Origin of the sequence: Nocardia cyriacigeorgica NBRC 100375, assembly GCF_000308555.1 — a bacterium.
GTDB classification, from domain to species: Bacteria; Actinomycetota; Actinomycetes; order Mycobacteriales; family Mycobacteriaceae; genus Nocardia; species Nocardia cyriacigeorgica.
The window spans coordinates 1-24,465 of the sequence record NZ_BAFY01000116.1; the positions used below are offsets into that span (position 1 = coordinate 1).

Here is a 24,465-nt window from a genome sequence, read left to right on the forward strand (position 1 = left end):
GGGCCGGTTGCGCTACATCGGCCTGGTGCTCTACGACGTGGACAAGGTTCTCGCCGCCGCGTCGGTCACCGACGACCGCGACCTGTATGAAGCCCAGCTGGGCACGCTCCTCGATCCGACCGACCCCGCGGTCATCGCCGGTGCACGCGCCGAAGGTATCCCGGACAGCTGGATCGAGGCCGCGCGCCGTTCCCCCGTGTACGCGCTGATCACGCAATACCGGGTGGCGTTGCCGTTGCATCCGGAATACCGCACCATGCCGATGGTCTGGTACGTGCCGCCGCTGTCGCCGGTGGTAGACGCGGTCAGCCGCGACGGTCACGACGGTGAGGACGCGGGCAATCTGTTCGGTGCGCTGGAAGCCTTGCGGATACCCATCGAATATCTGGCCGGCCTGTTCACCGCGGGCGATACCGAGGTGGTCGCGAACGTGCTGCGCAAGCTGGCCGCGATGCGCTCGTACATGCGCGACATCACGCTCGGCCGCGAGCCGCAGGGCCACATCCCGGCAGCGGTCGGGATGAGCGAGGAGCAGATCTATGCGTTGTACCGGCTGCTCGCGCTGGCGAAATACGAAGACCGATACGTGATTCCGTCGGCCTACGCCGACGAAGGGCATCGGCTCGAGGAGGCCGTCAGCGACTGCGCACTGGACTTCGACGGCGGCCCCGGCATGTACGGCGAAGGGCCGTTCGGCGAATCCAGCGGGGGACCGGTTCCGGTCGCGGTGGAGACCTTCCGCGCACTGCGCCAGCGCCAGACCAGCGAATCGTTCGGCGCGACCGCGGCCAACCCGTCCCGGGTCAACCTGCTGAACTGGGACGGCAACGGCGTTCCCGACGGCATGTTCCCGGACAGCGACGGCCACCGCGGGACGGGCCGGTGAGGTGGGGGCGCCGCCACGGCAGCGGCCGGGGCGCGCATCGACTGATCTGGCAGTCGGCCTCGCTGCTGCTGGCCTACCCGGACGAGGCACAGCCCGAGCGGCTCGACACCGTCGAGGCCTTATGCGAGCGGCTCGGCGATGAGCCCGCCGACCCTCTGCGCGCGACCCTCGGATATCTGCGACGAACACCGTTGTCGGAGGCCGCGCAGCACTACGTCTCCACCTTCGACCTGCAACGGCGAACAACGCTGCTGTTGACCTACTGGACCGACGGCGACACCCGCAACCGCGGCGCAGCCATGCTCGCGTTCGCCCGGTCCTATCGGGCTGCCGGTGTGGCGCCGCCGCGCGGCGAAGCCCCGGACCACCTGGCCGTCGTGCTCGAATTCGCCGCCACCGTCGACCCGCGGACGGGCGGCGCACTGCTCGCCGCGCATCGACCGGCGATCGACGCCGTGCACACCGCTCTGGCCGAACGGCACTCGCCCTACGCCGGCGTCCTCGCCGCGGTGGCCGCCACCCTGCCGGTGGCCACCGAACAGGACGTGCACCGCACCCGCGAACTGGTGACGGCAGGCCCACCCGCTGAACAGGTCGGGCTGCAACCGTTCACGCTGACCGTGCCGCCACGCCGCACCGAGCCAGAACGAGGAGGTGGCTGACCATGCCGGCCGCAGTGATCTTCTGGGACGTCATTCCCTATGTGACACTGGCGATCCTGGCGGTGGGGACCTGGTGGCGCTACCGCTACGACAAGTTCGGCTGGACCACCCGCTCGTCCCAGCTGTACGAGAGCAGGCTGCTGCGCATCGGCAGCCCGCTGTTCCATTTCGGCATCCTGGTGGTGATCGTCGGCCACATCATCGGGTTGGTGATCCCGGAGTCGTGGACCGACGCCATCGGCATGAGCGAACACGCCTATCACGTGCAGGCACTGACGCTCGGCACCATCACAGGCATCGCCACGCTCACCGGCGCGGCGCTGCTGGTCTATCGACGCCGCAGCACCGGACCCGTCTTCACCGCCACCACCTGGAACGACAAGCTGATGTATGTCGTGTTGATCGCGGCGATCGTGGCGGGCCTGGCGACGACGCTGACGGGATCGGGCGTGGTCGGCGAGGAACACAACTACCGCGAGACCGTCTCGCCGTGGTTCCGGTCGATCTGGATCCTGCAACCGCGTGGCGACCTGATGGCGCAGGCGCCGTTGTCGTTCCACATCCACGTCCTCATCGCGTTGACGTTGTTCGCGCTGTGGCCGTTCACCCGCCTGGTGCACGCGTTCAGCGCGCCCGTGGCCTACCTGTTCCGGCCCTACATCGTCTATCGCAGTCGCGGCCATGCCCGTCCGGGCGAGCTGGTGGGGTCGCGGCCGCAGCGGCGTGGGTGGTGAGTGAGCCGGGGCGGGCCGAGCACCAGCGGCGGTGCCCCGGGCGCGGCTCACCCGGCGAGTGCGCGGCGGGCATACGCGCGGACGTCGGCGTCCGGGTCGTCGACGGCATGTTTCAACGCGATCCTGGCCGAGTCCAGGCCCGCCCAGCCCGATAGCGCCAGGACCGCCGCCTTGCGCACATCAAGATGCGGATCCGACAGCGCCTCGGTCAACGCGGGCAGCGCGGACTCCGGGTCGGCGCCCGCCAGTCCGCGCGCCGCGCCGACCCGCACCTGCCAGGCCGAATGACCCAGTGCGGCGACGAGTTCGGCGGCCGAGTCGGTATCGGTCCCCAGTGCGGCGTATGCCGCGAACGCCGCCGCTCGCACCAGTGGGTCACGATCGGAGGCGAGTGCGCGGATGGCCTCGGCGCCGGTGCCGATGGTGGCCAAGCCCTGGGCCACCGCGATGCGCACTTCCCGATTCGGATCGCCGGCCAGGGCGGCCACGGCCGAACCATCGTCGAGGGAGACCAGCGCGCGCACCGCCTCGATCCGCACCCGATGGTCGGAATCGGCGAGCGCGGCACCGAATTGCGCGGCGGTTCCGGCACGCAGCGCCCGTAGCAGATCGACGACCGTGGCGCGGACCACCGGATCAGGGGAGCGCAGTCGCTGTGCCAAACCCTCGGCCGAGGGCAGCACCTCGACCAGTTCACGCAGTCCGGCCGCCGCCGCGGCGCGCACGGACGCGGCGGAGTCGTCGAGTGCGGCGATCAAGGCGCCGGCGAACCCGTCCGGAGTGTGCTCGGTGAGCACCGACAGGGCCGCCACCCGTACCACGGGGTCGGCATCGGACAGATATTCCGACAGCTGCGCCACCGACGGCGAGTCCAACCCGAGCAGGGTGACCAGGCGCGGTGAGGGCGGTGCTGCCGGCTCCTTGTCGACGGCCACCACCGTCTCGGCCGAGGGCGCGCGGCGTGCGATCAGTTCCGGCTGCTCGACGAGCTCGATCGCGGCCTCGGCCGACGGCAGGTCGTCCAGGCCCGGCACCGGCACCAGATACGGCGCCACCGGGCGCTTGAGGAACTCCATGCCGCCCTCGGCGTTCTTGCGCAGATTCAGGTGATAGCGCCAGCCCACATCGTCGCGCTCGGGCAGATCGGCGCGTTCGTGATAGAGCCCCCACCGGGATTCGGTGCGGGTGAGCGAGCTGCGGGCCGCCATCTCCGCGCAGTCACGGATGAACGACACCTCCACCGCACGCATCAGCTCGTGCGGGGTGCGTGCGCCCATCTCGGCGATCTCACCGCGCATTCGCTCGAAGGTCTCCACCGCGATCGACAGCTTGGCCGCCGTCTTGGGTGGTGCCACATAGTCGTTGACGAAGCGGCGCAGTTTGTACTCGACCTGCGGCTGCGGCGGCCCGTCCGGATGACGCAGCGGCCGGTAGATCAGCTCGTGCGCCTCGGCGAGCTGGTCCTGCGGAAGCTGCTGCGGTGCCGCGACGTCGGTCAGCGTGGACGCGGCGTGCGCACCGGCGAGATCGCCGAAGACGAAGGCGCCGATCATGTAATTGTGCGGGACGCAGGCCAGGTCACCGGCCGCGTATAAACCCGGCACGGTGGTGCGCGCGTTCTCGTCGACCCACACGCCGGACGCGGAATGACCGCTGCACAAACCGATTTCGGAGATGTGCATCTCGATGTCGTGGGTGCGGTAGTCGTGGCCGCGGTTGGCGTGGAAGGTGCCGCGGGTGGGTCGCTCGGTGGTGTGCAGGATGCCTTCGAGCGTGGACAGGGTCTCCTCCGGCAGATGTGAGACCTTGAGGTAGATGGGTCCGCGCGCGGATTCGATCTCGCGCTTGACCTCCGACATCATCTGCCCCGACCAATAGTCGGAATCCACGAACCGCTCGCCCTCGGCATTGACCTGGTATCCGCCGAACGGGTTGGCCACATAGGCGCACGCCGGACCGTTGTAGTCCTTGATCAGCGGGTTGATCTGGAAGCATTCGATACCGCTGAGCTCGGCGCCGGCGTGATAGGCCATCGAGTAGCCGTCGCCGGCGTTGGTCGGGTTCTCGTAGGTGCCGTACAGATAGCCCGACGCCGGCAGCCCCAGTCGCCCGCACGGCCCGGTCGCCAGGATGACGGCCTTCGCGCCCACCGCGACGAATTCGCCGGTGCGGGTGTTCAGGGCCGCCGCGCCGACCGCCCGGCCCCCGTCGGTGAGCACACGCACCGGCATCAGCCGGTTCTCGATCCGGATCCGTTCGCGCATCTTGCGTTGCCGCAGTACCCGATACAGCGCCTTCTTGACGTCCTTGCCTTCGGGCATCGGCAGCACATATGAGCCGGACCGATGCACCCGCCGCACCGCGTACTCGCCGTATTCGTCCTTCTCGAACTTCACCCCGTAGCTCTCCAGCCGCTGCACCATGGCGAAACCACGGGTCGCGGTCTGGTAGACGGTGCGCTGGTCGACGATGCCGTCATTGGCGCGGGTGATCTCGGCGACGTAATCCTCCGGTTCGGCCTTCCCCGGGATGACGGCATTGTTGACCCCGTCCATCCCCATGGCCAGCGCGCCGGAATGACGCACATGCGCCTTCTCCAGCAGCAGTACATTCGCGCCCTGCTCGGCGGCGGTGAGGGCAGCCATCGTGCCCGCCGTGCCGCCGCCGATGACGAGCACATCGCAATCCAACCGGATGGCATCGGCGAGATCGGGTGCCGCGAGCAAGGTCGGTGCGGTCACGTGAGAGCCTCCACGATCTTGGCGCGCTCGACCGGCCGGTCGGCGGCCGTGCGCGGATTCGGAACATCGATGACGGCGCGCAGCGGCTGCCCGGCCCGGCCGAGTACCGCGACCCGGTCACCCAGCAGCAGCGCCTCGTCCACGTCATGGGTGACGAAGACGACGGTCGTCGGATGAGTGCGCCAGGTGTCGATCAGCAAGCGCTGCATGGTGTTTCGGGTCTGGGTGTCCAGGGCGCCGAACGGTTCGTCCATCATGACCGCGCGCGGTGCGCCGGCCAGGCCGCGGGCGAGCTGGACGCGCTGACGCATCCCGCCGGACAGGTTCTTGGGCAGGAAATCGGCGAACCCGGTCAATCCGACCTCCTCGATCCAGCGGTCGGCGGCGGCGCGACGACCAGGCTTCGGTTCGCCGCGCAGCTTCAGCGCGAGTTCGATATTGGCGCGCACGCTGCGCCAGGGGAGCAGCGCGTTGTCCTGGAAGACGACCGCGCGATCGCGGGAGGTCGTCGTCACCGGGGCGCCGTCGGCGAGTACCCGGCCGGAGTCAGGGGCCAGCAGTCCGGCCAGCGCACGCAGGACGGTGGATTTCCCGCAGCCGGAGGGGCCGGTGAGAACCAGGATCTCGCCGGGCCGCACGTCCAGGTCGAGCCGGCTGATCACGGGATCGCCGGTGTAGGACAGTGATACCTCGTCCAGGCGCAGGCTCATGCCGCCGGCCACAGCGGTGGTCATCGCACATTCTCCTCTCCACGCGGCAGCCAGCGGGTGATGCGGCGGCCGAGCAGTTCGATCGCCGCCGACGTCGCGAACCCGAGCACGCCGATGGTGATGATCCCGACGAACACGCCGGGGTAGTCGACGATGGTGTAGGCCTGCCAGGTCCGGTAGCCGACGCCGAGACGGCCGGAGATCATCTCCGCGGAGATGAGGCAGATCCAGGCCACCCCGATCCCGACCGACAGACCACCGAAGATCCCGGGCAGTGCGCCCGGAAACACCACCCGCACCAGCACATCCCACCGGTTGCCGCCCAGGGTGCGTACCGAGTCCTCCCACAAGGTCGGCAGTGCGCGCACCGCATGGCGGGTACTGACCATGACCGGGAAGTAGGCCGCCAGCGAGGTGATGAAGACGATGCCCGCCTCGTCATCGGGGAACAGCAGGATCGCGATCGGCACCACCGCGATCGCGGGCACCGGCCGGGCGAGTTCGGTGAGCGGGCCGAGGATGTCGGCGAACAGCCGCGACCGGCCGAGTGCGATCCCACTGGCCACGCCGAGCACCGTCGCGATGGCGAATCCGGTGAGGATGCGGATCAGTGACTGGCCCAGGTCCAGGTAGTAGACCTCGGTGCCGAGTTGGCGGCCGAACGCAGTGACGATCTCGGTGACCGTCGGCAGCGTGTCGAAGCGCAGCCACAGGCGAATGTCGTTGGTGGTCAGGGCCTGCCACAGCAGAACGGCGGAGATCACCGAAACGAGGCGTAGTGCCCGCGAAGACCACACCGAGCGGGTTACGAAGCGGCGTCCCGGCACCCGTGTGGCATCCGCGGCCACCTGCGGCTCGCCCGACCGGATCCCATCCGCTGCGTCGCGCTCGGCGCCGACGTGGATTGCGCCGGCCTCACCCGAGCCGACATGATCGCGGCGACGGATGTCGGGCCGAACTGGCGCGGGTACATCGGCGCCGGAGGCGGTGGCCGGAGCAGAGCCGCCGACGTCGTGAGCATGGGTCGCCGACTGGGTGCCGCTGCCGGTGTCCGTGGTGGACTCGGCAACTGAGGCCGGTCCGATATCAGCGGGCTCTGCTGCCACCTCGGCGACCGCCGGGAAGTCAGCGCGCGACCATATCATGACCGGACCTCGTTGACGGCCTGGTCATAGCTCACCGGCTGCACCGCGGGGTGCGCCTGCTGGTAGCGGCGGGCCGCGGCGGCGGTGGTGAACGGCAGGTATGTCTCGCCGTCGCGCAGCCAGACCGCCTTATCGGCGAACCACCGGGTGCCGAGCTCGGCGTCCACGATGTAGGCCGAGCGAATGGTCTCACCCTGTGCCCGTGCGGTTTTCACCGCGCGCAGCAGGGCGGTGGCGTCGGTGAGCGGCCGGGTGGCTTCCTGCCGGTCCAGCCAGAGTTCGGTGCCCGAACCGGTGGTCTGATTGGTGGTGTCGGCGAGGGCGCTGTCGTAATCGCGGCCCCCGCGTGCGGCGAAGGCCGCGCGGATGCGGGTGTCGTCGACGAAGGCGTCGATATCGAGGTCGGCGAAGTCGCCGATCGATTTCAGGTACCGGACATCGTCTTTGAACGCGTTGATCAGGCTCGGTTTGAGGGTGGTGTCGAACGAGGTGCCGCCGGGCCCGTTGTACAGGTACACGACCTCCTGCGGTAGGCCCGAGCCGTCGGCGACGATGCGCGCCGCTTCCAGCGGTTCACGCCACAGGAATTCAGTGGCGTCGAGCTGGGCCTGCAAGAACGCGTCGATCACCTCCGGATGCGCGGCGGTGTAATCTTCGCGGGCGACCACACCGTGGAAGGTGGGCACATTCAATTCCGCGCCGTCGTAGAGCAGCTTCGCCTTGTCCTGGAACACCAGCAGCCCGGGCCACGCCACGAACTGTGACAGCGCGCTCACCTGGCCCGACTCCAGCGCCGACGCACCGACCTGCGGCTGCTGATTGAGCACCTCGACACCACCGACGGGGTCGATGCCTGCCCGGGTCAGTGCCTGCACGAGGGTGCCGTGCCCAGCCGAGCCCACACTGGCCGATACCTTCTGGCCGGCCAGGTCTGGCAACGCGACTGCGGGCGAATCCGGCGCCACCACCACCATGTTCAACGCGCCTTTGGGGTTGTACCCGGTGACGGAGATGAATTCGGTGCGCGAACGCTCGTTGGCCTGGGTGCGCGACCCGTTGATCAGCAACGGGTAATCGCCCATCGAACCGATATCGATCTTCTCCGCCACCATCTGCGCGGTGATCGGCGCGCCGGTGTCGTAGTCCTGCCACTCCACCTCGTACGTCGCACCGCCGCCGTCGGTGATCTGCTGGAGACGTTGTTCCAGATAGCCCTGGGCGCGCAACAACGTGCCCGCGGTGACGGTATTGATGGTCTTGGACTGATAGCCGATGACGACCTTGACGGTGTCGCCGGAGGCAGCCTCCTCCAGCGAGCATCCGGTGAGCGCGAGGGCCGCCGCGGCGGCCGCAGCGGCCAGGCGTTTCCAGTGTTTCATGATGTGAACTACCTCAGGAGATACGGCATGTTGACGGTGACGGCGCCGGTCGGGCAGCGTGCGGCGCACGGGCCGCAGTACCAGCACTCGTCTACATGCATGAAGGCTTTGCCGTTGTCGGGGTTGATGGCGAGGGAGTCGAGCGGACAGATCTCGACGCACAGCGTGCAACCGGAGATGCACAGTGATTCGTCGATGGTCACGGGGATGTCGGTGCGCTGGTTCGCCAGAGCCATCTAGAGGACCTTCCATTCGGGGATGCTGCGAGACAGGCTGCCGCGCAGGGTGATTCGGTCGCCGCGCAGGCGGACGTACTCGAGATCGACCGGAGTTCCGTCGTCGAGGCGGGTGAGGCGTTCGAGCATCAGCAGGGCGGCGCCCGCGGGGATATCCAGGGTGGCCGCGGTGTGCGGGTCGGCGCAGAGGGCTTCCACCGCGAGGTCGGCCGAGCCCAGCGATTGGCCGCTGATCTGCTCGAGCAGGACGAAGATGTCGGTGCGTTCCAGATCGTGCTCGAGCACCGCCGCGCCGACTCCGGGTGCGAGATAGGTGAGATCCAGGCTCAACGGCAGGTCGCCGAGATACCGCAGGCGCTCGATGTAGACCACCCGGGTGCCCGGCTCCAGCGCCAGCCGGCGCGCGACGGTGGGCGGTGCGCTGATCCGGGTCGCGGCCCGGACCTCGTTGCGAACCACGCCGTGACCCTCGAAGGTCTCCTGCAACCCGAGCAGGGTGTCGAGGCCGTGGTCGAATTTGCGGGCCGTCACCTTGGTGCCGACCCTGGGCGCGCGGGCGATCAGGCCCTCGTCTTGGAGCAGCGCCAGCGCCTCGCGCACGGTGTTGCGGGAGGCCTGATGTTCGGCGGCGAGAGCCTGCTCGCCGGGCAGGGTCTCGGCGAACACGCCGGTGTGGATCTGCTGGCGCAGAATGTCGGCGACCCGGCGCGCATCGTCGGCCCGTAGCCGGCGCACCGGGGCCGGCATCTCCGAGTTTCTGTCGCTGACCTGCATGAACAGCGACGATAGCGGCGATTGCGGCAGCCTTTTCGGCGCTGAGCCGGCGGCGCGGAGCAGGCGTGATTATTACGCCGGGTCGGCAGGCGGCGCGACCTGGGCAAACGCGCACGGCGAGCGCCATTGCGCCACCTTCGGCGCACCAGCGGGGGTTGTGATCACGCCGATTCCAATGAATGCCGGGGCGCGCGGATGTCTTCGCCGTCGGGGGTGAGGCCGAGCAACGCCGCCTGCACCTGACGCAATCGGTCGACGTCGCCGCGCAGTCCGGTGACGTTGTCGCTGTAGAGGAAGGCCTCGGCAATCCGGACCAGGGTGTAGGCCAGCAGCGAACGTTCCAGCGGCGGCCGGTAATCGTCCTGCTCCTCGGTCCGGGCGATCAGCGCCTCCACCGCGGCGACAACGCGCGGCTGCACCGGCCCGTCGCCGGTGGTCAGAATGCGCAGCCCGGCGATCGGCTCGTTTTCGAAATAGCGGCGGAACGGTTCGTTGCCCGCCATCCACCGGTTGACCCGGTAGAGCACATCGAGGATGCGCTGGGCGCCGCTGGCCCGGCGGCGGGCGTCCGCACGTTCGATCAGATTCTCGAACTCACCGGCCAGCACCGCGCCGAGCACGCCGTCGCGTGAGCCGAACCAGCGGTACACCGAGGCGCGGCTGAGCCGTAGTTTGGCCGCGATGGCCTGCACATCCACCCGCTCACCGGCCAAGAACGCCAGCCGCGCCAACTCAACGACCTCTTCCCGGGTCGCGGAGGCCGGGCGCCCCGGTGGGCGGGATACGGTAGGCTCGTCGCTGGTCACACCCGAATGATACATCCACCGGAATATGTATCTAATAGCGGTGTCAGAACCAGGCGTCTCGCATGGTCAGCGTGGTGGTGTCGCCGGCGGCGAGCAGATCGAGCTGCGGTGCGGTGCGGGGGAGTTCGAAGCGGAAGAAGTACCGGGCCGCGTGCCGCTTGCCGTCGTAGAAATCGCCGTCGTGGCCGACGGCGGCCAGCATCTGCTGCAACCAGATCCACGCAAGCGTGATGTGGCCGAACGCCTCCAGGTAGATCGAGCTGTTGGCGAGCGCGGCCTCGATGTCGCCGTCGGCGAACAAGCCCGCGGTCACCTCGATCAGTCGCTGCCACGACGTTTCGAGCTGCCCGGCCAGCTCGGCGGGCTCACCACCCTGGTCGCGGGCCTCGCCGATGGTCGCGCGGATGCGTTCGTCGAGTGCGCGCAGGCTCGCCCCGCCCTGCTGGGTGACCTTGCGTCCGAGCAGATCAAGGCCCTGAATGCCGTGCGTGCCTTCATGAATCGGATTCAGCCGGTTGTCCCGGTAATGCTGCTCGACGTTGTATTCGCGGGTGTAGCCGTAGCCGCCGTGCACCTGGATGGCCAGGCTGTTGGCCTCCAGGCACCACTGCGACGGCCAGCTCTTCGCGATGGGGGTGAGGATGTCCAGCAGCAGCGTCAGCGTGCGGCGCTCGTCGTCGTCGGCGGCGGTGCGGTGCTCGTCGACCAGCCGGGCGCAATAGAGCACCAGCGCGAGCGCGCCTTCGGTATAGGCCTTCTGCGCGAGCAGCATTCGCTTCACATCGGCGTGCTCGATGATGGGGCGCTGTGGCGTGGTGGGATCGGCGGCGCCCTTGGTCCGGCCCTGCGTGCGGGTGCGCGCGTACTCGAGCGACTCGAGATAGCCGGTGTAGCCGAGCGCGGTGGCGACCAGGCCGACGCCGATACGGGCCTCGTTCATCATGGTGAACATGTAGGTGAGCCCGCGATGCTGTTCGCCCACCAGGTAGCCGATCGCGCCGGGTGCGCCGCCGGGTGTCCATTTGCCCTCGCCGAAGTTCAGCACGGTGTTGACGGTGCCGCGATAGCCCATCTTGTGGTTGAGCCCGGCCAGCGCGACGTCGTTGCGTTCGCCCAGGGAGCCGTCGTCCTCGACGAGGAACCTTGGCACCACGAACAGCGAGATCCCCTTGGTGGCTGCCGGCCCGCCCGGAATCTTGGCCAGCACCAGATGCACGATGTTCTCGCCCAGCTCGTGATCGCCGCCGGAGATCCACATCTTGGTACCGAAGAGCCGGTAGCTGCCGTCGGGCTGCGGTACGGCGCGGGTGACGATATCGGCCAGCGACGACCCGGCCTGTGGTTCCGACAGGCACATGGTGCCGAAGAACCGGCCCTCCACCATGGGGCGAACGAAGCGGTCGATGTGCTCGCGGCCGTGCGTGAGCAGCAGGTTCGCGTTCGCCATGGTGAGGAACGGATAGCCGGAGGTACCGGGATTGGCGGCCTGGAACCAGGCGAAACCGGCCTGGGCGACGGTGGCGGGCAGCTGTGAACCGCCGAGTTCGTAGTCCATCGCCGCACCAGGGAGCCCGGCTTCGGCGAACGCGCGCAGCGCCGCGCCCACTTCGGGAATGAGCGTGACGCGCTCGCCGTCGAAGGTCGGCTCGTTGGCGTCGCCGAGCTTGTTGTGCGAGGCGAAATACTTCGTCGCCAGCTGTTCGCTCAGCTCGAGAACGGCGTCGAAGGTCTCCCGGGAGTGCTCGGCGAACCGCTTCCGCTCGGTGAGCCGCTCGACGTCGAGCCATTCGTAGAGCAGGAAGTCGAGATCACGCCGGGACAGGAGAGTAGACTGCATCGAGCATCCCTTCGGTACAAGTTGACTCCTGTGTACCATACTCCGCCAGGGCCATATCCGGTCGGCGCCATGGCCGACCCGCACGATTCACTCCGCGGCGGGGCCGTAGTTCAGGTGCACGACGCCGTTGTCGTAGACATCGGTCGATATCAGCGCGAGCTTGGTGGTGGCGTCGTCGAAGAACCGTTCGCCCGTGCCCAGCGCGATCGGGTACATGAACAGGTGGAGATTGTCGACCAAGCCGTCCCGCAGCAGTGCGCGGACCAGCTGCCCGCTGCCACTGATGTAGAGGATCCCGTCGGTCTCGGCCTTGAGCTTGCCGATGACCTCGGGGTCGTAGGCGCCGAGGCGGGTGGTGTTGGCCCACTCGACGGCCGGTTCCTGCGCGCCGACGACGTATTTCGTGGTGTCGTTGAAGAACGGCGCACCGGGATCGTCGTCAACGGTGCGGGTGGACCAGGCCGGGGCGAACATCTCGAAGGTGTTGCGCCCCAGCAGAATGCCGGTCGCGGCGCCGGTGATCTCGGCGAGGGTGTCGCCCATCTTCGGGTCGAACCCATAAGCGAAGGTGAAACTCGGGTCGTCGTACCTGCCGTCGAGGGAGATGAACTCGTGTACTGCGATGGTCCCCACGGTGCTTCCTTTCGGTGGACCCGCCGCTCCACGGAGCGGGTCGAATGTCGCGGACCGACGCTGCCGGGCGGCATGCCCCCGGCAGCGTCGGCATCCTCGCCCGACGATAGGCGGTGCGGTGCGGCCGTGCCGACGCTTTGCCCGCGATGCGCGGTCGCCGGCTCGCCGGGCGGCAAGCGTCGCCCGGCGCCCATCCGTGCCGAGGTCAGTCCATGCTCGCCAGCAAGGTGAGCACCGTCGACGCCATCGCCGCCGGGTCGCCGTCGGCCGGGCGTAGCACCAATCCCGGCGTGAGCGGATGCTCGTACGGTGCGTCGACGCCGGTGAAATCGCTGATCTCGCCCGCGCGGGCCTTGGCGTACATGCCTTTCGGGTCACGGGATTCGCAGATCTCGAGCGGGGTGTCGACGAAAACCTCGAGGAACGGTATGCCCGCGGCCTCGTGCACGGCGCGCGCCCGGTCCCGGTCGGCGCGATAGGGGCTGATCAGCGACACGATGGCGATGACGCCTGCCTCGGCGAACAGCCGGGCGACCTCACCGACGCGGCGCACGTTCTCGACCCGGTCCTCGGCGGAGAACCCGAGATCGGAGTTGAGGCCGTGGCGCAGGTTGTCGCCGTCGAGCAGGAACGCCGGACGCCCGGATGCCACCAGACGCCGTTCCAGCTCCACTGCTACCGTCGATTTGCCCGAGCCGGACAGGCCCGTCAGCCACACCGTCATCCCACGGGTCGCGCGCTCGGCGCGTTCGACCGCGGTGGAATGCCACACCACCCGCGAGGACGGCAGGCTCGGACCGGTGATCATGCCGCCGGCGACGGTGTTGCCGGTGCTGTCGTCGACCAGCAGGAAACTGCCGGTGGTGCGGTTGCGCCGGTACGGATCGAACAGCAGCGGCTGCCGGGTGTGCAGCTGCACGCGCCCGATCTCGTTGAGCGACAACATGGTTGCGCTCTCGTCCCGGTGCAGGGTGTTCACCTCGAGCCGGTAGTCCAGCGAGCGCACCTCCACCGGCGTCGAGCGGGTGGTGTGGCGCAGGGTGTAGGTCGCACCGGGGGTGAGTTCGGCGTCCTCGGCGAACCAGCAGACCATGGCGTCGAGGTCGCGCCCGACTTGCGGGCGGTTGGCAGGACGGCAGATCAGGTCACCGCGGGAGACATCGAGCTCGTCGGCCAGCTGCACCGTCACCGCCTGCGGCGGGAACGCTTCCTCGATCGGCACACCGCCCGGGCCGAAGATCGACCGGACGGTGGTGTTCAGGCCCGATGGCAGCACCGTCACCTCATCACCCGGTTTGAAGACGCCGCCGGCGATGGTTCCGGCGTAGCCGCGGAATTCCGGTGTGTGACTGCGGATCACGTACTGCACCGGCAGGCGGGCATCGATCAGGTTGCGGTCGGAGGCGATATGCACCTCTTCGAGATGGTGCAGCAGCGGGGTGCCCTCGTACCAGGGCATGGAGGTGCCGCGGTGCACGATATTGTCGCCGTGCAGCGCCGACACGGGCACGAAGGTCAGATCGGTGACGTCGAGCTTGGACGCGAAACCGGCGAACTCCTCCCGGATTTCGGTGAACCGCTGCTGCGACCAGTCCACCAGATCCATTTTGTTCACACACAGCACCAGGTGCGGGATGCCCAGCAGTGCGGCGAGGAAGGCATGGCGGCGGGTCTGCTCCACCACGCCTTTGCGCGCGTCGACCAGCACCAGCGCCAGATCGGCGGTGGAGGCGCCGGTGACCATGTTGCGGGTGTACTGGACGTGGCCCGGGGTGTCGGCGATGATGAATTTGCGGCGCGGCGTGGTGAAATAGCGGTGCGCCACGTCGATGGTGATGCCCTGTTCGCGCTCGGCGCGCAGGCCGTCGGTGAGCAGTGCGAGATTCGGGTAGTCCTCGCCGCGGTCGCGGCTGGTGCGCTCCACCGCGTCGAGCTGATCGGTGAACAAGGTCTTCGAGTCGAACAGCAGCCGCCCGATCAGGGTCGACTTGCCGTCGTCGACGCTGCCCGCGGTCGCCAGGCGCAGCAAAGTTGTCATCAGAAGTAGCCTTCTCGTTTGCGGTCTTCCATCCCGGCCTCGGAGATGCGGTCATCGGCGCGGGTGGCGCCACGTTCGGTGACGCGGGCCGCGGCGACCTCGGCCACCACCTCGGCGGGGGAGGCGGCGCTGGATTCGACACAGCCGGTGCAGGTGGCATCGCCGACGGTCCGGAACCGCACGGTCGACTCGTACGGTGTCTCACCGTCGAGCAGATGCAGAAAACGCGTGTGCGCCAGCAACATTCCGTCGCGCTGCACCACCGGTCTGCGGTGCGCGTAGTACAGCGACGGCAGTTCGATGCCCTCGGCGGCGATATAGCTCCAGATGTCGAGTTCGGTCCAGTTCGACAGCGGGAACACCCGGATGTGCTCGCCGGGCCGGTGGCTGCCGTTGTAGAGGTTCCACAGCTCGGGGCGCTGCCTGCGCGGATCCCACTGGCCGTATTCGTCGCGGAAGCTGAACACCCGCTCCTTGGCGCGCGCCTTCTCCTCATCACGCCGGGCGCCGCCGAAGACGGCGTCGAAGCGGCCCTCGCGCACACAGCGCAGCAGGGTGGTGGTCTGCAGCCGGTTGCGGGTGGCGCGGGGACCGGCGTCCTCGGTGACGCGGCCGGCGTCGATGTCGTCTTGGACCCGGCCGACGATCAGCCGCAGCCCCAGCCGCTGCACCGTGCGGTCACGGAACTCGATCACCTCGTCGAAATTGTGCCCGGTGTCTATATGCAGCACCGGGAACGGCAGCGGGGCGGGCCAAAAGGATTTGGCGGCGAGGTGCAGCATCACCACCGAATCCTTGCCGCCGGAAAACAACAGCACCGGGCGTTCGAAAGTCGCTGCGACTTCACGGAATATATGTGCCGACTCGGCCTCGAGCGCGTCCAGATGGGGAACCTCGTAGGTGTTCGCCGCCGACTTTGCGTACTGGCTCACGATGCAAAACTAGAACACGTTTCGGGAATTGGTCAACGGTTTGCGTCCACCGGACTTTTCGGTGACGGCATCGGCGGCGGCGACCAGGGCCTCGCCACGCCTGCCGATCTCCGCCCCGGTGATCGACGCACCGACATACATCGTCAGCACCATGTTCTGCCTGCCGTCCGGGTCGTAGGTCGGCGCGGCCAGCAGGCTCACCGGATGCTGTTTGCGTGGTCGCAGATCGGTGCCGAGATACACCCGCTCACCGAGGCTGGTGACCAGCTCGGCGACCACTTCGCGCAGCTCGTCGGGCAGTTCACGGGCGGCGACTCCGGCCAGCAGCGAATACAGCCGCCGCCCGGCGGCTGTCATGGATTCGACCAGGTACCCGCGCTGGCGACATTCGGCGACGATCTGCCGCAGCCGCGCTTCGTCCTGCTGCAACGGCACCGTCGCGGGCATGGCCAGCCAGGCGTCGAAGGCCGCATCGGTGTCCCAGAGCACGTACATCAGGCCGACCGGCGGCGCGAAACGGTAGGTCGCGCCGACTTTGACCATGCCGGGACCGGTGCTCTCCAGCACGATGATCTGCTCGCCGACCACGGCCGATGCCGTGCAGGTGGTGCGGTAGGCGTCGCTGAGCCGGGCCAGCTCCGGATGCGCCACGCCGGCGATGGCGAAGCTGTCCTGCGCCACCCGTCCCGCGGCGATCAGCGCGGGGCCGGGCCCGTAGGTGCGAGTGCGCGGATCCCGGACCAGGTAGCCGCCCGCGGTGAGCTCGGTGAGGATGCCGAGGGCGGTGGGTTTGGCCAGGTCGAGGGTGCGGGCGAGCTCGGAGAGCCCGACTCGTTTGCCCTGCTGCTCGACGATGAAGTCCAGCACCTGCACCACGCGCTGGGTCGGCGCGGATCGCCGTTCGACCATTGACCACTCCTAGAACACGTTCTAATGTCTCTGGTATCAGAATGTACCAGGGCGGTACATATATGGAACACCGGAGAGTCTATTGCTGACGCAACCGTTCGCGGACGCCATCGCCGCCGCCGAGAAGATCATCACCGAAGCGCCGCACATTCGGACCGAACAGGATCTCGTGGAGGGCTACGACTATCTGGCCGGCAGTATTCGAGCCGCCATTCAGATGGCGTGGGCGTATGAACGCGATTTCCCATTCTTCGTCCGGTCGACGGGTCCGTACACGAAAATGGGGCTGGACAATCCGGACACCCTCTACTTCCATTCGTATCTGCGTCCGGACGCCGAATATGTGGTCACCGGTACTCGCGGCACCACCCGCGATCTGAGTTTCCAGGTATTGAACGGCGACTATTCGCCGGTCGATGTGCCCGACAGCACCACCGCATTCGACGACCGCGCCATCGATATCGCCGAGGACGGATCGTTCGAGGTCCGTTTCGGCCCGGGTGCGGCCGGCCCGAACTACATCACTCTCGCCCCCGACTCGGCCATGCTGGTGGTCCGTGAGGTGTTCAGCGACTGGGGTACCGAGCAGCCGGGCACCCTGCGTATCCATCGGGTCGACAAGGCCGGTGCCGCGCCACCGCCGCTGACCAAGGACTTGATGACCAAACGCTACGGTGTGGCGGGCAAGATGCTGGTGTCGCGGTTGCAGACCTTCCTGGCGTTCCCGCAGTGGTTCTACCTGAATCTGCCGGTCAACACCATGACCGAGCCGCGCAGCACCCCGGGTGGGCTGACCACGCAGTTCTCCTCGGCCGGGCACTACGAGCTCGCCGACGACGAGGCGATGATCATCACCGTCCCGAAATCCGACGCCCCCTACCAGGGGTTCCAGCTCGGCAGCATGTGGTACCTGTCGCTGGACTACATGAATCATCAGACCAGCCTCACCGCCGACCAGGCGCGGGTGGATCCGGACGGGATGATCCGGCTGGTGGTCAGCGAACGCGATCCCGGACTGGCCAATTGGATCGAATGCACCGGGCACGCCCGCGGCTACCTGCAATTCCGCTGGCAGCGGCTGTCCAGGGAGATGAAACCCGAGGACGGGCCGACGGTCGAGGTGGTGAAGTTCGATGAGATCGCGGCGCGACTGCCCTACCACGAGCAGGCGCGGGTGACTCCGCAGCAGTGGCGCGAGCGCATCGCGGCCCGGCAGGCGGCGGTGGCGGAAAGGATGCTCGGCTGATGTTGTTGCAGGACAAGGTAGTTGTCGTCTCCGGGGTCGGTCCCGGGCTCGGCCGTGCCATCGCGGTACAGGCCGCGGTCGCCGGCGCCGATGTGGTGCTCGCCTCGCGCACCGAATCCCGGCTGGCCGAGGTGGCCAAGGAGATCACCGACCTCGGCAGGCGTGCGGTGGTGGTGCCCACCGATATCAACGACGAAGCGGCGGCGGCGAATCTGGTGGAATCGGCGCACAGCGCCTTCGGCCGGGTGGACACGCTGGTGAACAACGCGTTCGCGATCCCGCCCATCGTCGATCTGGCCGACGTCGAGCTGGACGCGGTGCGAGCCGGTTTCGAGACCAATGTGCTCGCGGCGCTGCGGTTGACCCGCTTGTTCGTGCCGGCGCTCGAGGAGTCCAAGGGCTCGGTGGTGATGATCAACTCCGCGGTGCTGCACCATTCACGACGCACCTTCGGCCCTTACAAGATGGCCAAGGCGAGCCTGCTCGCGCTGGCGCAGAGCTTGGCCACCGAGCTCGGGCCGCGCGGAATCCGGGTGAATTCTGTTGCCCCCGGCTATATCTGGGCCGACAATCTGAAGTGGTACTTCAACTATCTGGCCGAGCAGCGTGGCATCACCCGCGACGAGGTGTACGCCGAGACCGCCGCGACCATCGATCTGCGCAGACTGCCCGAGGCCGACGAGATCGCCGACGCGGTCGTCTTCTTCGCCTCACCGCTGGCGCGGGCCATCACCGGGGCGTGCCTGGATGTCAACTGCGGGGAGTACCACAATTGAGGAGCGAAACGAACATGATCGGTAGGGACGACGTCGGCACCATCGACGATCTGCACGCCTCGGCGAGCAAGGTGGTCGGGTTGACCGATTTCGGCGCCGACGACTACCGCGAAGGGCTGCAAGTCCTGCTGGATTCCTACGCCAGGGACGCGGAACTGACCCCCTTCGGCAACAAGGTCAACCGCGCCTTCCTGCGTGGCGCGCTGATCGCCCGGTTGCTGAGCGAATCGGCCTGGCAGCAGTTCCCGCAGCACGCGCAGGTGCCGATCGAGCGGCCGATCTTCGTCACCGGTTTGCCGCGTTCGGGCACCACTGCTGTGCACCGGCTGCTGACCGCCGATCCGGGGCATCAGGGGTTGGAGATGTGGCTGACGGAGATGCCGCAGCCGCGTCCGCCGCGCGAGACGTGGGAGCAGAACCCGATTTTCCAGCGGTTGCAGGCCGCCTACGACAAGCATCATGTCGAGCACCCGGAATTCATGGGAGTGCACCATATTTCGGCCGACCAGGTCGAAGAGTGCTGGCAGTTGCTGCGCCAATCGGCGATGTCGATCTCGTATGAGTGCCTCGGCTACCTGCCCACCTACTCGGAGTGGCTGCGCGAGCAGGACTGGACCGGCGCCTACCGCAGGCATCGGCGCAACCTGCAACTCATCGGGCTCAACGACGTGGACCGCCGCTGGGTGCTGAAGAACCCGAGTCACTTGTTCGCCCTGGACGCGCTGCTCGCGGTGTATCCGGACGCGCTGATCATCCAAATGCACCGGGCACCCAGCACCATCATCGCCTCGGTGTGCAGCCTGAACGAGCAGGCCTCGGCGGGCTGGTCGGACAAGTTCCGCGGTGGGGTGGTCGGGCGCACGCAGCTCGAGCTGTGGTCACGCGGCGCGCAGAAGTTCCTCGACGACCGCAAGAACCACAACGCGGCGCAGTTCTGCGATGTGTACTACGACGATTTCGTGGCCGATCCGATCGGCACCGTCGAAGGCATCTACCGCCACTTCGACCTCGACCTCACCGACGAGGCCCGGGCAGCGATGACCGCCCTGCACTCGGAGTCGACCTCGGGTGCGGCGCGACCGGCGCACAAGTACACCCTCGGCGATTTCGACCTCACCGCCGAAGCCGTCGACGCGAGCTTCGGGCCTTACCTGGAAGCGCATTTCCCGACGCGCTGACACCGTTCCGGCCGGTCGCCGCAGCTCGCAATCCGCGGCGGACCGGCCGGTCCGGAGGGTTCAGGCTTCACGGTCGCCGGCTCATCGGGACCTCAGGGCTGGCCGGGCTTGAGCACGATGAACAGCCCGTTGGCCTCCGCGCACAGCCGTTCGCCGTCGTGCAGCGTCGCCCGGACATACACCTTGCGGCCGTCCCGGCGCTCGGCCCAGGTACGCAACGACAGTTCCTTGTTGAGCGGGGTGATGGAGCGGTAATCGACGGTCAGCGATGCCGTGCGGGTGACACCACCCGCATACAGCGCCGCCGCCATACCCAGCAGATCATCGAAGCCGACCACGATCTGGCCGCCGTGGGCCGCGGCATTGCCGCCGAGGTGGAAGGTGCGGAAAGTGATCCGGGCCTCGACGCCGTCCTTGCTCGCCTTATCGATCACATACGGCGGAATGGTGATGTTGCCACGCGCGGGCAGATCCGCGCGGGTCCAGGTGGGCGCGGACCATTCGTCGACGACGGCGGCATCGAGCCGGTCGTTGAGCTGTTTGAGCACACCGATTGTCTCGAGTGCGAGCTCATCGGAAGGGCTCGACAGCCGCACACGATCCATGAGCTTGCGGACTTCCTCGATGAACGCGCCGTAATGCGGGCCACCGCGGGTGATGTCGGCATTCTTGGCCGCGTCGATGAGCTCCGACATGGGCCGGAAGCCGCCTTCGTGATGCTCGGCGTCGGGCAGTGCGTTGCCGGCCAGGTCTTCGGTCATGAGAACACGTTATCGGTAGCCCGCCGAATGCTCGGCGACCGGGGCGGGCGGTTCACCCGGCGCGCAACGACTCGAGCAGGGTGCGGGCCGCGGCGGTGACGTCGTGCTCGAGCCACTCCGGGAGTTCGGGTGCGTGCGCGTGCCTGCGCAGCGCGGCATACGGCAGGTCGACGATCGCCCGGCTGACGGCGTCGAGCTCACGGTCGCCCGCGCCCCCGGTCACACCCGAGGCGATGCGCCGCAGCTGCTCGATCAGCGGCGCGTTCATCCCCGCCAGGCGAGTGCCGAATTCCTCGTCCGGGCGGCCGTCGAGCAGATCGCTCGGGCGCAGGCTGAGCAGCAGCCGGGCGTCCTCGGGCAGGTCACGGCCGAAGCCGATGGCCGCGCGCGCCATGGCGACCCCGGCCTCCACCGGGTCCGGCTCCTCGGCGGCGGCCTTGACCCGGTCCTGGAAGCGCTCGAGCGCGCGGATCCACGCCGCGGTCAGCACGCCGTTGCGGTTGCCGAAACGGTGGTACAGCGTGCCGACCGGCGCACCGCTGGCGTCGGCGATCGCGGAGACGCTCGCCGCGCGCGGTCCTTCGGCCAGGACCAGGGCGCGGGCCGCGTCGAGGATCACATCGGTGTCGTGCTTGCGGGGTGGAGCCATGTACTAGTACGTTCCTTCCATATGGAGCGATTGCCCTATATCGATGAGCATGCCAGATCCGTCGACGCCAACCGCGAGCGGACCTGGAAAGCATTGCTGAAAGTTGTCTGTAAGGACCCGGCCGATCCGTCGACCGTGCCCGGCGGATTCGCGCTGGAACACGCCGATCCGCCCCGCCGACTCGCCCTCACCGGCAGTCATCCCTTCTCCCGCTACAGCCTCACCTTCGAACTCGACGACGACGGCCCACGCCACACCGTCGTGCGTGCCGTCACCCGCGCCGAATTCCCCGGCCTGGCAGGCTCGATCTACCGGGCCCTGGTGATCGGCACCGGCGGACACAAGCTGGTGGTGCGCAGGATGCTCGCCCGCATCGTGGCGGCGGCATGAACGCCGGACTGGTGTGGGGCGCCACCGAAGCCGAACGCGACGCACCGCTGCCGTGCGATGAACTCGAACCCGACGCCGTCATCGCCGACCGCGCCATCAGCATCGCCGCCCGGCCCGCCCTGGTATTCGCGTGGCTGTGCCAGCTGCGGGTCGCCACCTACAGCTACCGCATCGGCAATCGCTGGAAATCCAGTCCACGGGTCCGTGATCCGCAGTTGACCGAACTCGCGCCCGGGCAGCGTTTCATGGGCCAGTTCGACCTGGAATCGTTCGCACTCGGCAGACATGTCACACTGCGCGCCGGCGACATCTGCGTGACCTACGCGCTGCGGCCCGAGGGGGCGGGAACCCGGCTCGTCGTCCGGGTCCGCTTCGGTGGTTCGCCACTGGTGGGCCGGGTGCTCGCCCTCGGCGACGTGATCATGATGCGCAAACAGTTGCGGACGCTGAAGGAACTGGCCGAAGCCGAGGCCGCGAGCGCCTGAGCGCGGGGGCGATCCGGTGCCGCTTTCGCCGATCCGCTGCGACCGGCCCGGACCGTCGTGCAATGATGTCACCCGGAAAAGCGGCCGCCACGGCGGGTGATCGAGATGCCGTCGGCCCCAACCGGTCGCAGCACCGGGCTTTTCCGCGTCACACCGATCGACACTGCTCGACCACGCACCGTCGCAGACCTGATCGAGAGCTCGTAGCGCCACACTGTCCGACGCGACTTATCGCGCAGACCGTGCGTTGCATCAGGTCCACACGCGGGGCACACGTCAGAACTGTTCGAACGTGGAAAGGACTGTGGCACGTGCACTCCCTGGATTCATGGCCGGACGCGGCAGCGCGGGACGGTGGTCGTTCGTGACGGCCGCGCACCAGATCCTCGAGCTGACCGACGAGTTCTATCAGGATCCGCATGCCGTCTACCGGAGGCTGCGCGAACGCGGACCGATCCACCGGATCCGGTTGGACGGGGTGGTGGGCTGGCTGGTCGTCGACCACGAGGTCGCCAAACAGGCCTTCGTCGAGCCGAGTATCAGCAAGCGGATCGGGTCACCGGAAGGCCAAGCGGTCCTGGCCAAACACGGCGCAGCCGAGATGTTCAACGCCGCCATCAACGACAACATGCTCTTCGCGGACCCGCCGCAACACACTCGGCTGCGCAAACTGGTGTCGAAAGCCTTCGCCGGCCGCGCCATTCGGGAACTCGGCCCGCGCATCACCGAACTCGCCGATAGCCTGCTCGACGACATGGCCGGACGCGAAGCGGTCGACCTGCTCGACAGCTACGCCTTCCCGCTGCCCATCGCGGTGATCTGCGAGCTGCTCGGCGTACCCGACGACGAGAAGGACGACTTCCGTTCCTGGACAGCCGTTCTGGTGAACGATTCGGCCCCCATCGAGGCCCGCACCACCGCCGGGATCAGCTTCTTCACCTACCTCACCGAGCTGATCGCGGCCCGCACCGACGATCCGCGCGAGGACCTGCTGTCGGAACTCATCATCGCCAAGGACGACGACGACCGGCTCGATCAGCAAGAACTCATCGCCATGCTGTTCCTGCTGCTGGCCGCCGGGCACGAAACCACCGTCAACCTCATCGGCAACGCGGTGCTCGAGCTGCTGCGCGACCCGGCCACCGCCGACCGACTGCGCCGCGATCCGGACGGGATTCCGGCTTTCCTCGACGAGGTACTGCGCCTGCAGGGCCCGGTGCATCTGGCCACCGCGCGCTACACCACCGCACCGATCACGCTGGGCGGTCAGCACATCGACGCCGGCGAATTCGTGATGATCTCCCTCGCCGCCGCCAACCGCGACCCACGCCTGTTCAGTGATCCCGACCGGATGGATCCCGGCCGCACCGACCACCGGCACATCGCCTTCGGCCACGGCATCCACTACTGCCTCGGCGCCGCCCTGGCGCGCACCGAAGCGACCATCGCCCTCACTCGCCTGCTCGACCGCGTCCAGGTCCTGTCGCTGGACGGCGAGTTCGGCGATCTGACCTGGCGCAAGAGTTTGCTGATCCGAGGGCTCGCCGAACTGCCGGTGCGTCTCGGCGATGCGGAAGCGGTCGCGGCCGTCGGTGCGGAGGCCCGCTACTCGATGAATTGAGCATCCGGTCGCGGGCCGATTCGGCTGGAGTCGGCCCGCGGATCGGGGAATAGGTGCCGACACCGGGAGCTTGGACCTCTATATGACCAGTGCTGAGTTGTTGATCGACGGGTTCGGACGGATCCGGGATAACGTGCACCGTGCGGTCGAGGGCTTGACCGGCGCCGAACTGGGGGCTCGGCTGGATGCGGAGGCCAATTCCATCGCGTGGCTGGTATGGCACCTGACCCGGGTTCAGGACGACCACATCGCGGACGTAGCGGGGACCGAGCAGGTGTGGACGCGCGATGGATGGGTGGGCCGGTTCGCGCTGCCGTTCCCCGACGGCGACACCGGGTACGGGCACAGCCCCACCGATGTCGACGCACTCGCCGGCGCATCGGCGGAGCTGCTGCTCGGATACCACGACGCGGTACACGCCCAGACCGTCGACTACGTCTCTGCCCTCACCGATGCCGACCTGCCGCGGGTTGTCGACACCCGATGGGACCCACCGGTGACGCTCGGCGTACGGCTGATCAGCGTCATCGACGACGACATCCAGCATTCCGGTCAGGCGGCGTTCATTCGCGGAATCCTGTTGCGGCGCCGGTAGAACGGCGCGATCCATCCGGCCGATCGCCAGCGGCCACCACGGCCGCGCGGCCTGCCGGCAGCTCACATCTGGCCGGTTGTCACTTACTCCCGGACAGTGTCGGGGAGGGGGAGCGGGCTATCCATCGGTCGTCGGTGCGCTGCACTTCGACGGGGTGGGCGAAGGTCTGCGAGATGGTGTCGGTGGTGATGGTGGCGTCGGCGGTGCCGTAGGCGACAGTGCGGCCGCCGGCGATCAGCAGCGCATGGGTGGTTGTGCTCGGCAGTTCTTCGAGATGGTGGGTGACCAGGATCGAGGCCACCTCCGGATGGGTGCGGTCGAGGGCGTCGATGGTTTCGAGCA

General features: G+C 68.0%; 24 protein-coding genes and 1 pseudogene. 10 read left to right on the plus strand and 15 right to left on the minus strand.

The window, feature by feature from the left end; all coding sequences use genetic code 11:
- The 3 genes from RJ05_RS10665 to narI form a co-directional block, all read left to right on the plus strand.
- A partial coding sequence (locus RJ05_RS10665; protein WP_036536315.1) for a nitrate reductase occupies positions 1 to 886 on the plus strand: 886 nt, incomplete at its 5' end.
- Positions 883 to 1,548 carry a nitrate reductase molybdenum cofactor assembly chaperone gene (gene narJ, locus RJ05_RS10670; protein ID WP_036536318.1) on the plus strand — a complete coding sequence of 222 codons (666 nt, stop codon included), beginning with the start codon at positions 883 to 885 and terminating at the stop codon, positions 1,546 to 1,548. The genes RJ05_RS10665 and narJ, both read left to right, overlap by 4 nt.
- 2 nt (positions 1,549 to 1,550) lie before the next feature.
- Positions 1,551 to 2,282 (plus strand): respiratory nitrate reductase subunit gamma, encoded by a 732-nt coding sequence (narI, locus tag RJ05_RS10675; RefSeq protein ID WP_036536321.1) that lies wholly within the window; start codon positions 1,551 to 1,553, stop codon positions 2,280 to 2,282.
- A gap of 47 nt (positions 2,283 to 2,329) precedes the next feature.
- On the opposite strand, the gene RJ05_RS10680 is transcribed toward narI, so the two are convergent.
- The 12 genes from RJ05_RS10680 to RJ05_RS10735 all read right to left on the minus strand — a co-directional run bounded on the left by RJ05_RS10680 (position 2,330) and on the right by RJ05_RS10735 (position 16,422).
- Complete coding sequence (locus tag RJ05_RS10680) at positions 2,330 to 5,023, minus strand: fumarate reductase/succinate dehydrogenase flavoprotein subunit (protein WP_051016417.1); 2,694 nt, start codon at positions 5,021 to 5,023, stop codon at positions 2,330 to 2,332.
- The gene (locus tag RJ05_RS10685; protein WP_036536323.1) at positions 5,020 to 5,757 is read right to left on the minus strand and encodes an ABC transporter ATP-binding protein; all 738 of its coding nucleotides are present in this window, start codon (positions 5,755 to 5,757) and stop codon (positions 5,020 to 5,022) included. The genes RJ05_RS10680 and RJ05_RS10685 overlap by 4 nt, the downstream gene beginning before the upstream one ends.
- Positions 5,754 to 6,581: an ABC transporter permease gene (locus RJ05_RS10690; RefSeq protein WP_051016419.1), complete on the minus strand. Its 828-nt coding sequence runs from the start codon at positions 6,579 to 6,581 to the stop codon at positions 5,754 to 5,756. Before RJ05_RS10690 ends, RJ05_RS10685 begins: the two co-directional genes overlap by 4 nt.
- A gap of 293 nt (positions 6,582 to 6,874) precedes the next feature.
- Positions 6,875 to 8,257 (minus strand): ABC transporter substrate-binding protein, encoded by a 1,383-nt coding sequence (locus tag RJ05_RS10695; RefSeq protein WP_036536325.1) that lies wholly within the window; start codon positions 8,255 to 8,257, stop codon positions 6,875 to 6,877.
- An 8-nt stretch (positions 8,258 to 8,265) separates the two neighbouring features.
- Positions 8,266 to 8,493 (minus strand): 4Fe-4S dicluster domain-containing protein, encoded by a 228-nt coding sequence (locus RJ05_RS10700; RefSeq protein WP_036536327.1) that lies wholly within the window; start codon positions 8,491 to 8,493, stop codon positions 8,266 to 8,268.
- Entirely contained in the window at positions 8,494 to 9,267 is a 774-nt protein-coding gene (locus tag RJ05_RS10705) for a GntR family transcriptional regulator (RefSeq protein WP_036536329.1), read from the minus strand.
- A 161-nt stretch (positions 9,268 to 9,428) separates the two neighbouring features.
- Entirely contained in the window at positions 9,429 to 10,073 is a 645-nt protein-coding gene (locus RJ05_RS10710; RefSeq protein ID WP_249040455.1) for a QsdR family transcriptional regulator, read from the minus strand.
- Between the two features lie 43 nt (positions 10,074 to 10,116).
- Entirely contained in the window at positions 10,117 to 11,910 is a 1,794-nt protein-coding gene (locus RJ05_RS10715) for an acyl-CoA dehydrogenase (RefSeq protein WP_036536332.1), read from the minus strand.
- Positions 11,911 to 11,997: 87 nt separating this feature from the next.
- A complete protein-coding gene (locus tag RJ05_RS10720; protein ID WP_036536335.1) occupies positions 11,998 to 12,543 on the minus strand; it encodes a dihydrofolate reductase family protein in 546 nt (181 codons plus the stop codon).
- Between the two features lie 205 nt (positions 12,544 to 12,748).
- Positions 12,749 to 14,581 (minus strand): adenylyl-sulfate kinase, encoded by a 1,833-nt coding sequence (cysC, locus tag RJ05_RS10725; protein WP_036536337.1) that lies wholly within the window; start codon positions 14,579 to 14,581, stop codon positions 12,749 to 12,751.
- The gene (cysD, locus tag RJ05_RS10730; protein WP_036536340.1) at positions 14,581 to 15,513 is read right to left on the minus strand and encodes a sulfate adenylyltransferase subunit CysD; all 933 of its coding nucleotides are present in this window, start codon (positions 15,511 to 15,513) and stop codon (positions 14,581 to 14,583) included. The genes cysC and cysD overlap by 1 nt, the downstream gene beginning before the upstream one ends.
- Before the next feature lie 9 nt (positions 15,514 to 15,522).
- Positions 15,523 to 16,422, minus strand: a complete 900-nt coding sequence (locus RJ05_RS10735; RefSeq protein ID WP_036536342.1) for a helix-turn-helix domain-containing protein — start codon at positions 16,420 to 16,422, stop codon at positions 15,523 to 15,525.
- 82 nt (positions 16,423 to 16,504) lie between these two features.
- Here RJ05_RS10735 and RJ05_RS10740 point away from each other — a divergent pair, with 82 nt between their 5' ends.
- From RJ05_RS10740 to RJ05_RS10750, 3 genes are read left to right on the plus strand one after another with little or no spacing between them, the layout of a single operon-like run.
- Positions 16,505 to 17,668 (plus strand): hypothetical protein, encoded by a 1,164-nt coding sequence (locus RJ05_RS10740; RefSeq protein WP_036536345.1) that lies wholly within the window; start codon positions 16,505 to 16,507, stop codon positions 17,666 to 17,668.
- On the plus strand, positions 17,668 to 18,444 hold the full coding sequence (locus RJ05_RS10745) for an SDR family oxidoreductase (protein WP_036536346.1): 777 nt from the start codon (positions 17,668 to 17,670) through the stop codon (positions 18,442 to 18,444). Before RJ05_RS10740 ends, RJ05_RS10745 begins: the two co-directional genes overlap by 1 nt.
- 14 nt (positions 18,445 to 18,458) lie before the next feature.
- The gene (locus RJ05_RS10750) at positions 18,459 to 19,622 is read left to right on the plus strand and encodes a sulfotransferase family protein (protein ID WP_036536348.1); all 1,164 of its coding nucleotides are present in this window, start codon (positions 18,459 to 18,461) and stop codon (positions 19,620 to 19,622) included.
- Positions 19,623 to 19,714: 92 nt separating this feature from the next.
- Here RJ05_RS10750 and RJ05_RS10755 read toward each other — a convergent pair whose 3' ends face one another.
- Positions 19,715 to 20,383: a PaaI family thioesterase gene (locus tag RJ05_RS10755; protein ID WP_036536350.1), complete on the minus strand. Its 669-nt coding sequence runs from the start codon at positions 20,381 to 20,383 to the stop codon at positions 19,715 to 19,717.
- A 52-nt stretch (positions 20,384 to 20,435) separates the two neighbouring features.
- Complete coding sequence (locus RJ05_RS10760; RefSeq protein ID WP_036536352.1) at positions 20,436 to 21,032, minus strand: TetR/AcrR family transcriptional regulator; 597 nt, start codon at positions 21,030 to 21,032, stop codon at positions 20,436 to 20,438.
- 21 nt (positions 21,033 to 21,053) lie between these two features.
- Between RJ05_RS10760 and RJ05_RS10765 the strand changes: the two genes are divergently transcribed.
- The 4 genes from RJ05_RS10765 to RJ05_RS10780 all read left to right on the plus strand — a co-directional run bounded on the left by RJ05_RS10765 (position 21,054) and on the right by RJ05_RS10780 (position 24,123).
- The gene (locus tag RJ05_RS10765; protein WP_036536354.1) at positions 21,054 to 21,422 is read left to right on the plus strand and encodes a hypothetical protein; all 369 of its coding nucleotides are present in this window, start codon (positions 21,054 to 21,056) and stop codon (positions 21,420 to 21,422) included.
- Positions 21,419 to 21,907: a hypothetical protein gene (locus RJ05_RS10770; RefSeq protein WP_036536357.1), complete on the plus strand. Its 489-nt coding sequence runs from the start codon at positions 21,419 to 21,421 to the stop codon at positions 21,905 to 21,907. The genes RJ05_RS10765 and RJ05_RS10770 overlap by 4 nt, the downstream gene beginning before the upstream one ends.
- Before the next feature lie 304 nt (positions 21,908 to 22,211).
- Complete coding sequence (locus RJ05_RS10775; protein WP_211357596.1) at positions 22,212 to 23,528, plus strand: cytochrome P450 family protein; 1,317 nt, start codon at positions 22,212 to 22,214, stop codon at positions 23,526 to 23,528.
- Between the two features lie 82 nt (positions 23,529 to 23,610).
- Positions 23,611 to 24,123 carry a mycothiol transferase gene (locus RJ05_RS10780; protein WP_036536359.1) on the plus strand — a complete coding sequence of 171 codons (513 nt, stop codon included), beginning with the start codon at positions 23,611 to 23,613 and terminating at the stop codon, positions 24,121 to 24,123.
- Between the two features lie 79 nt (positions 24,124 to 24,202).
- Here RJ05_RS10780 and RJ05_RS31380 read toward each other — a convergent pair.
- Positions 24,203 to 24,465, minus strand: a pseudogene (locus RJ05_RS31380) (ABC transporter ATP-binding protein); the annotation flags it as partial.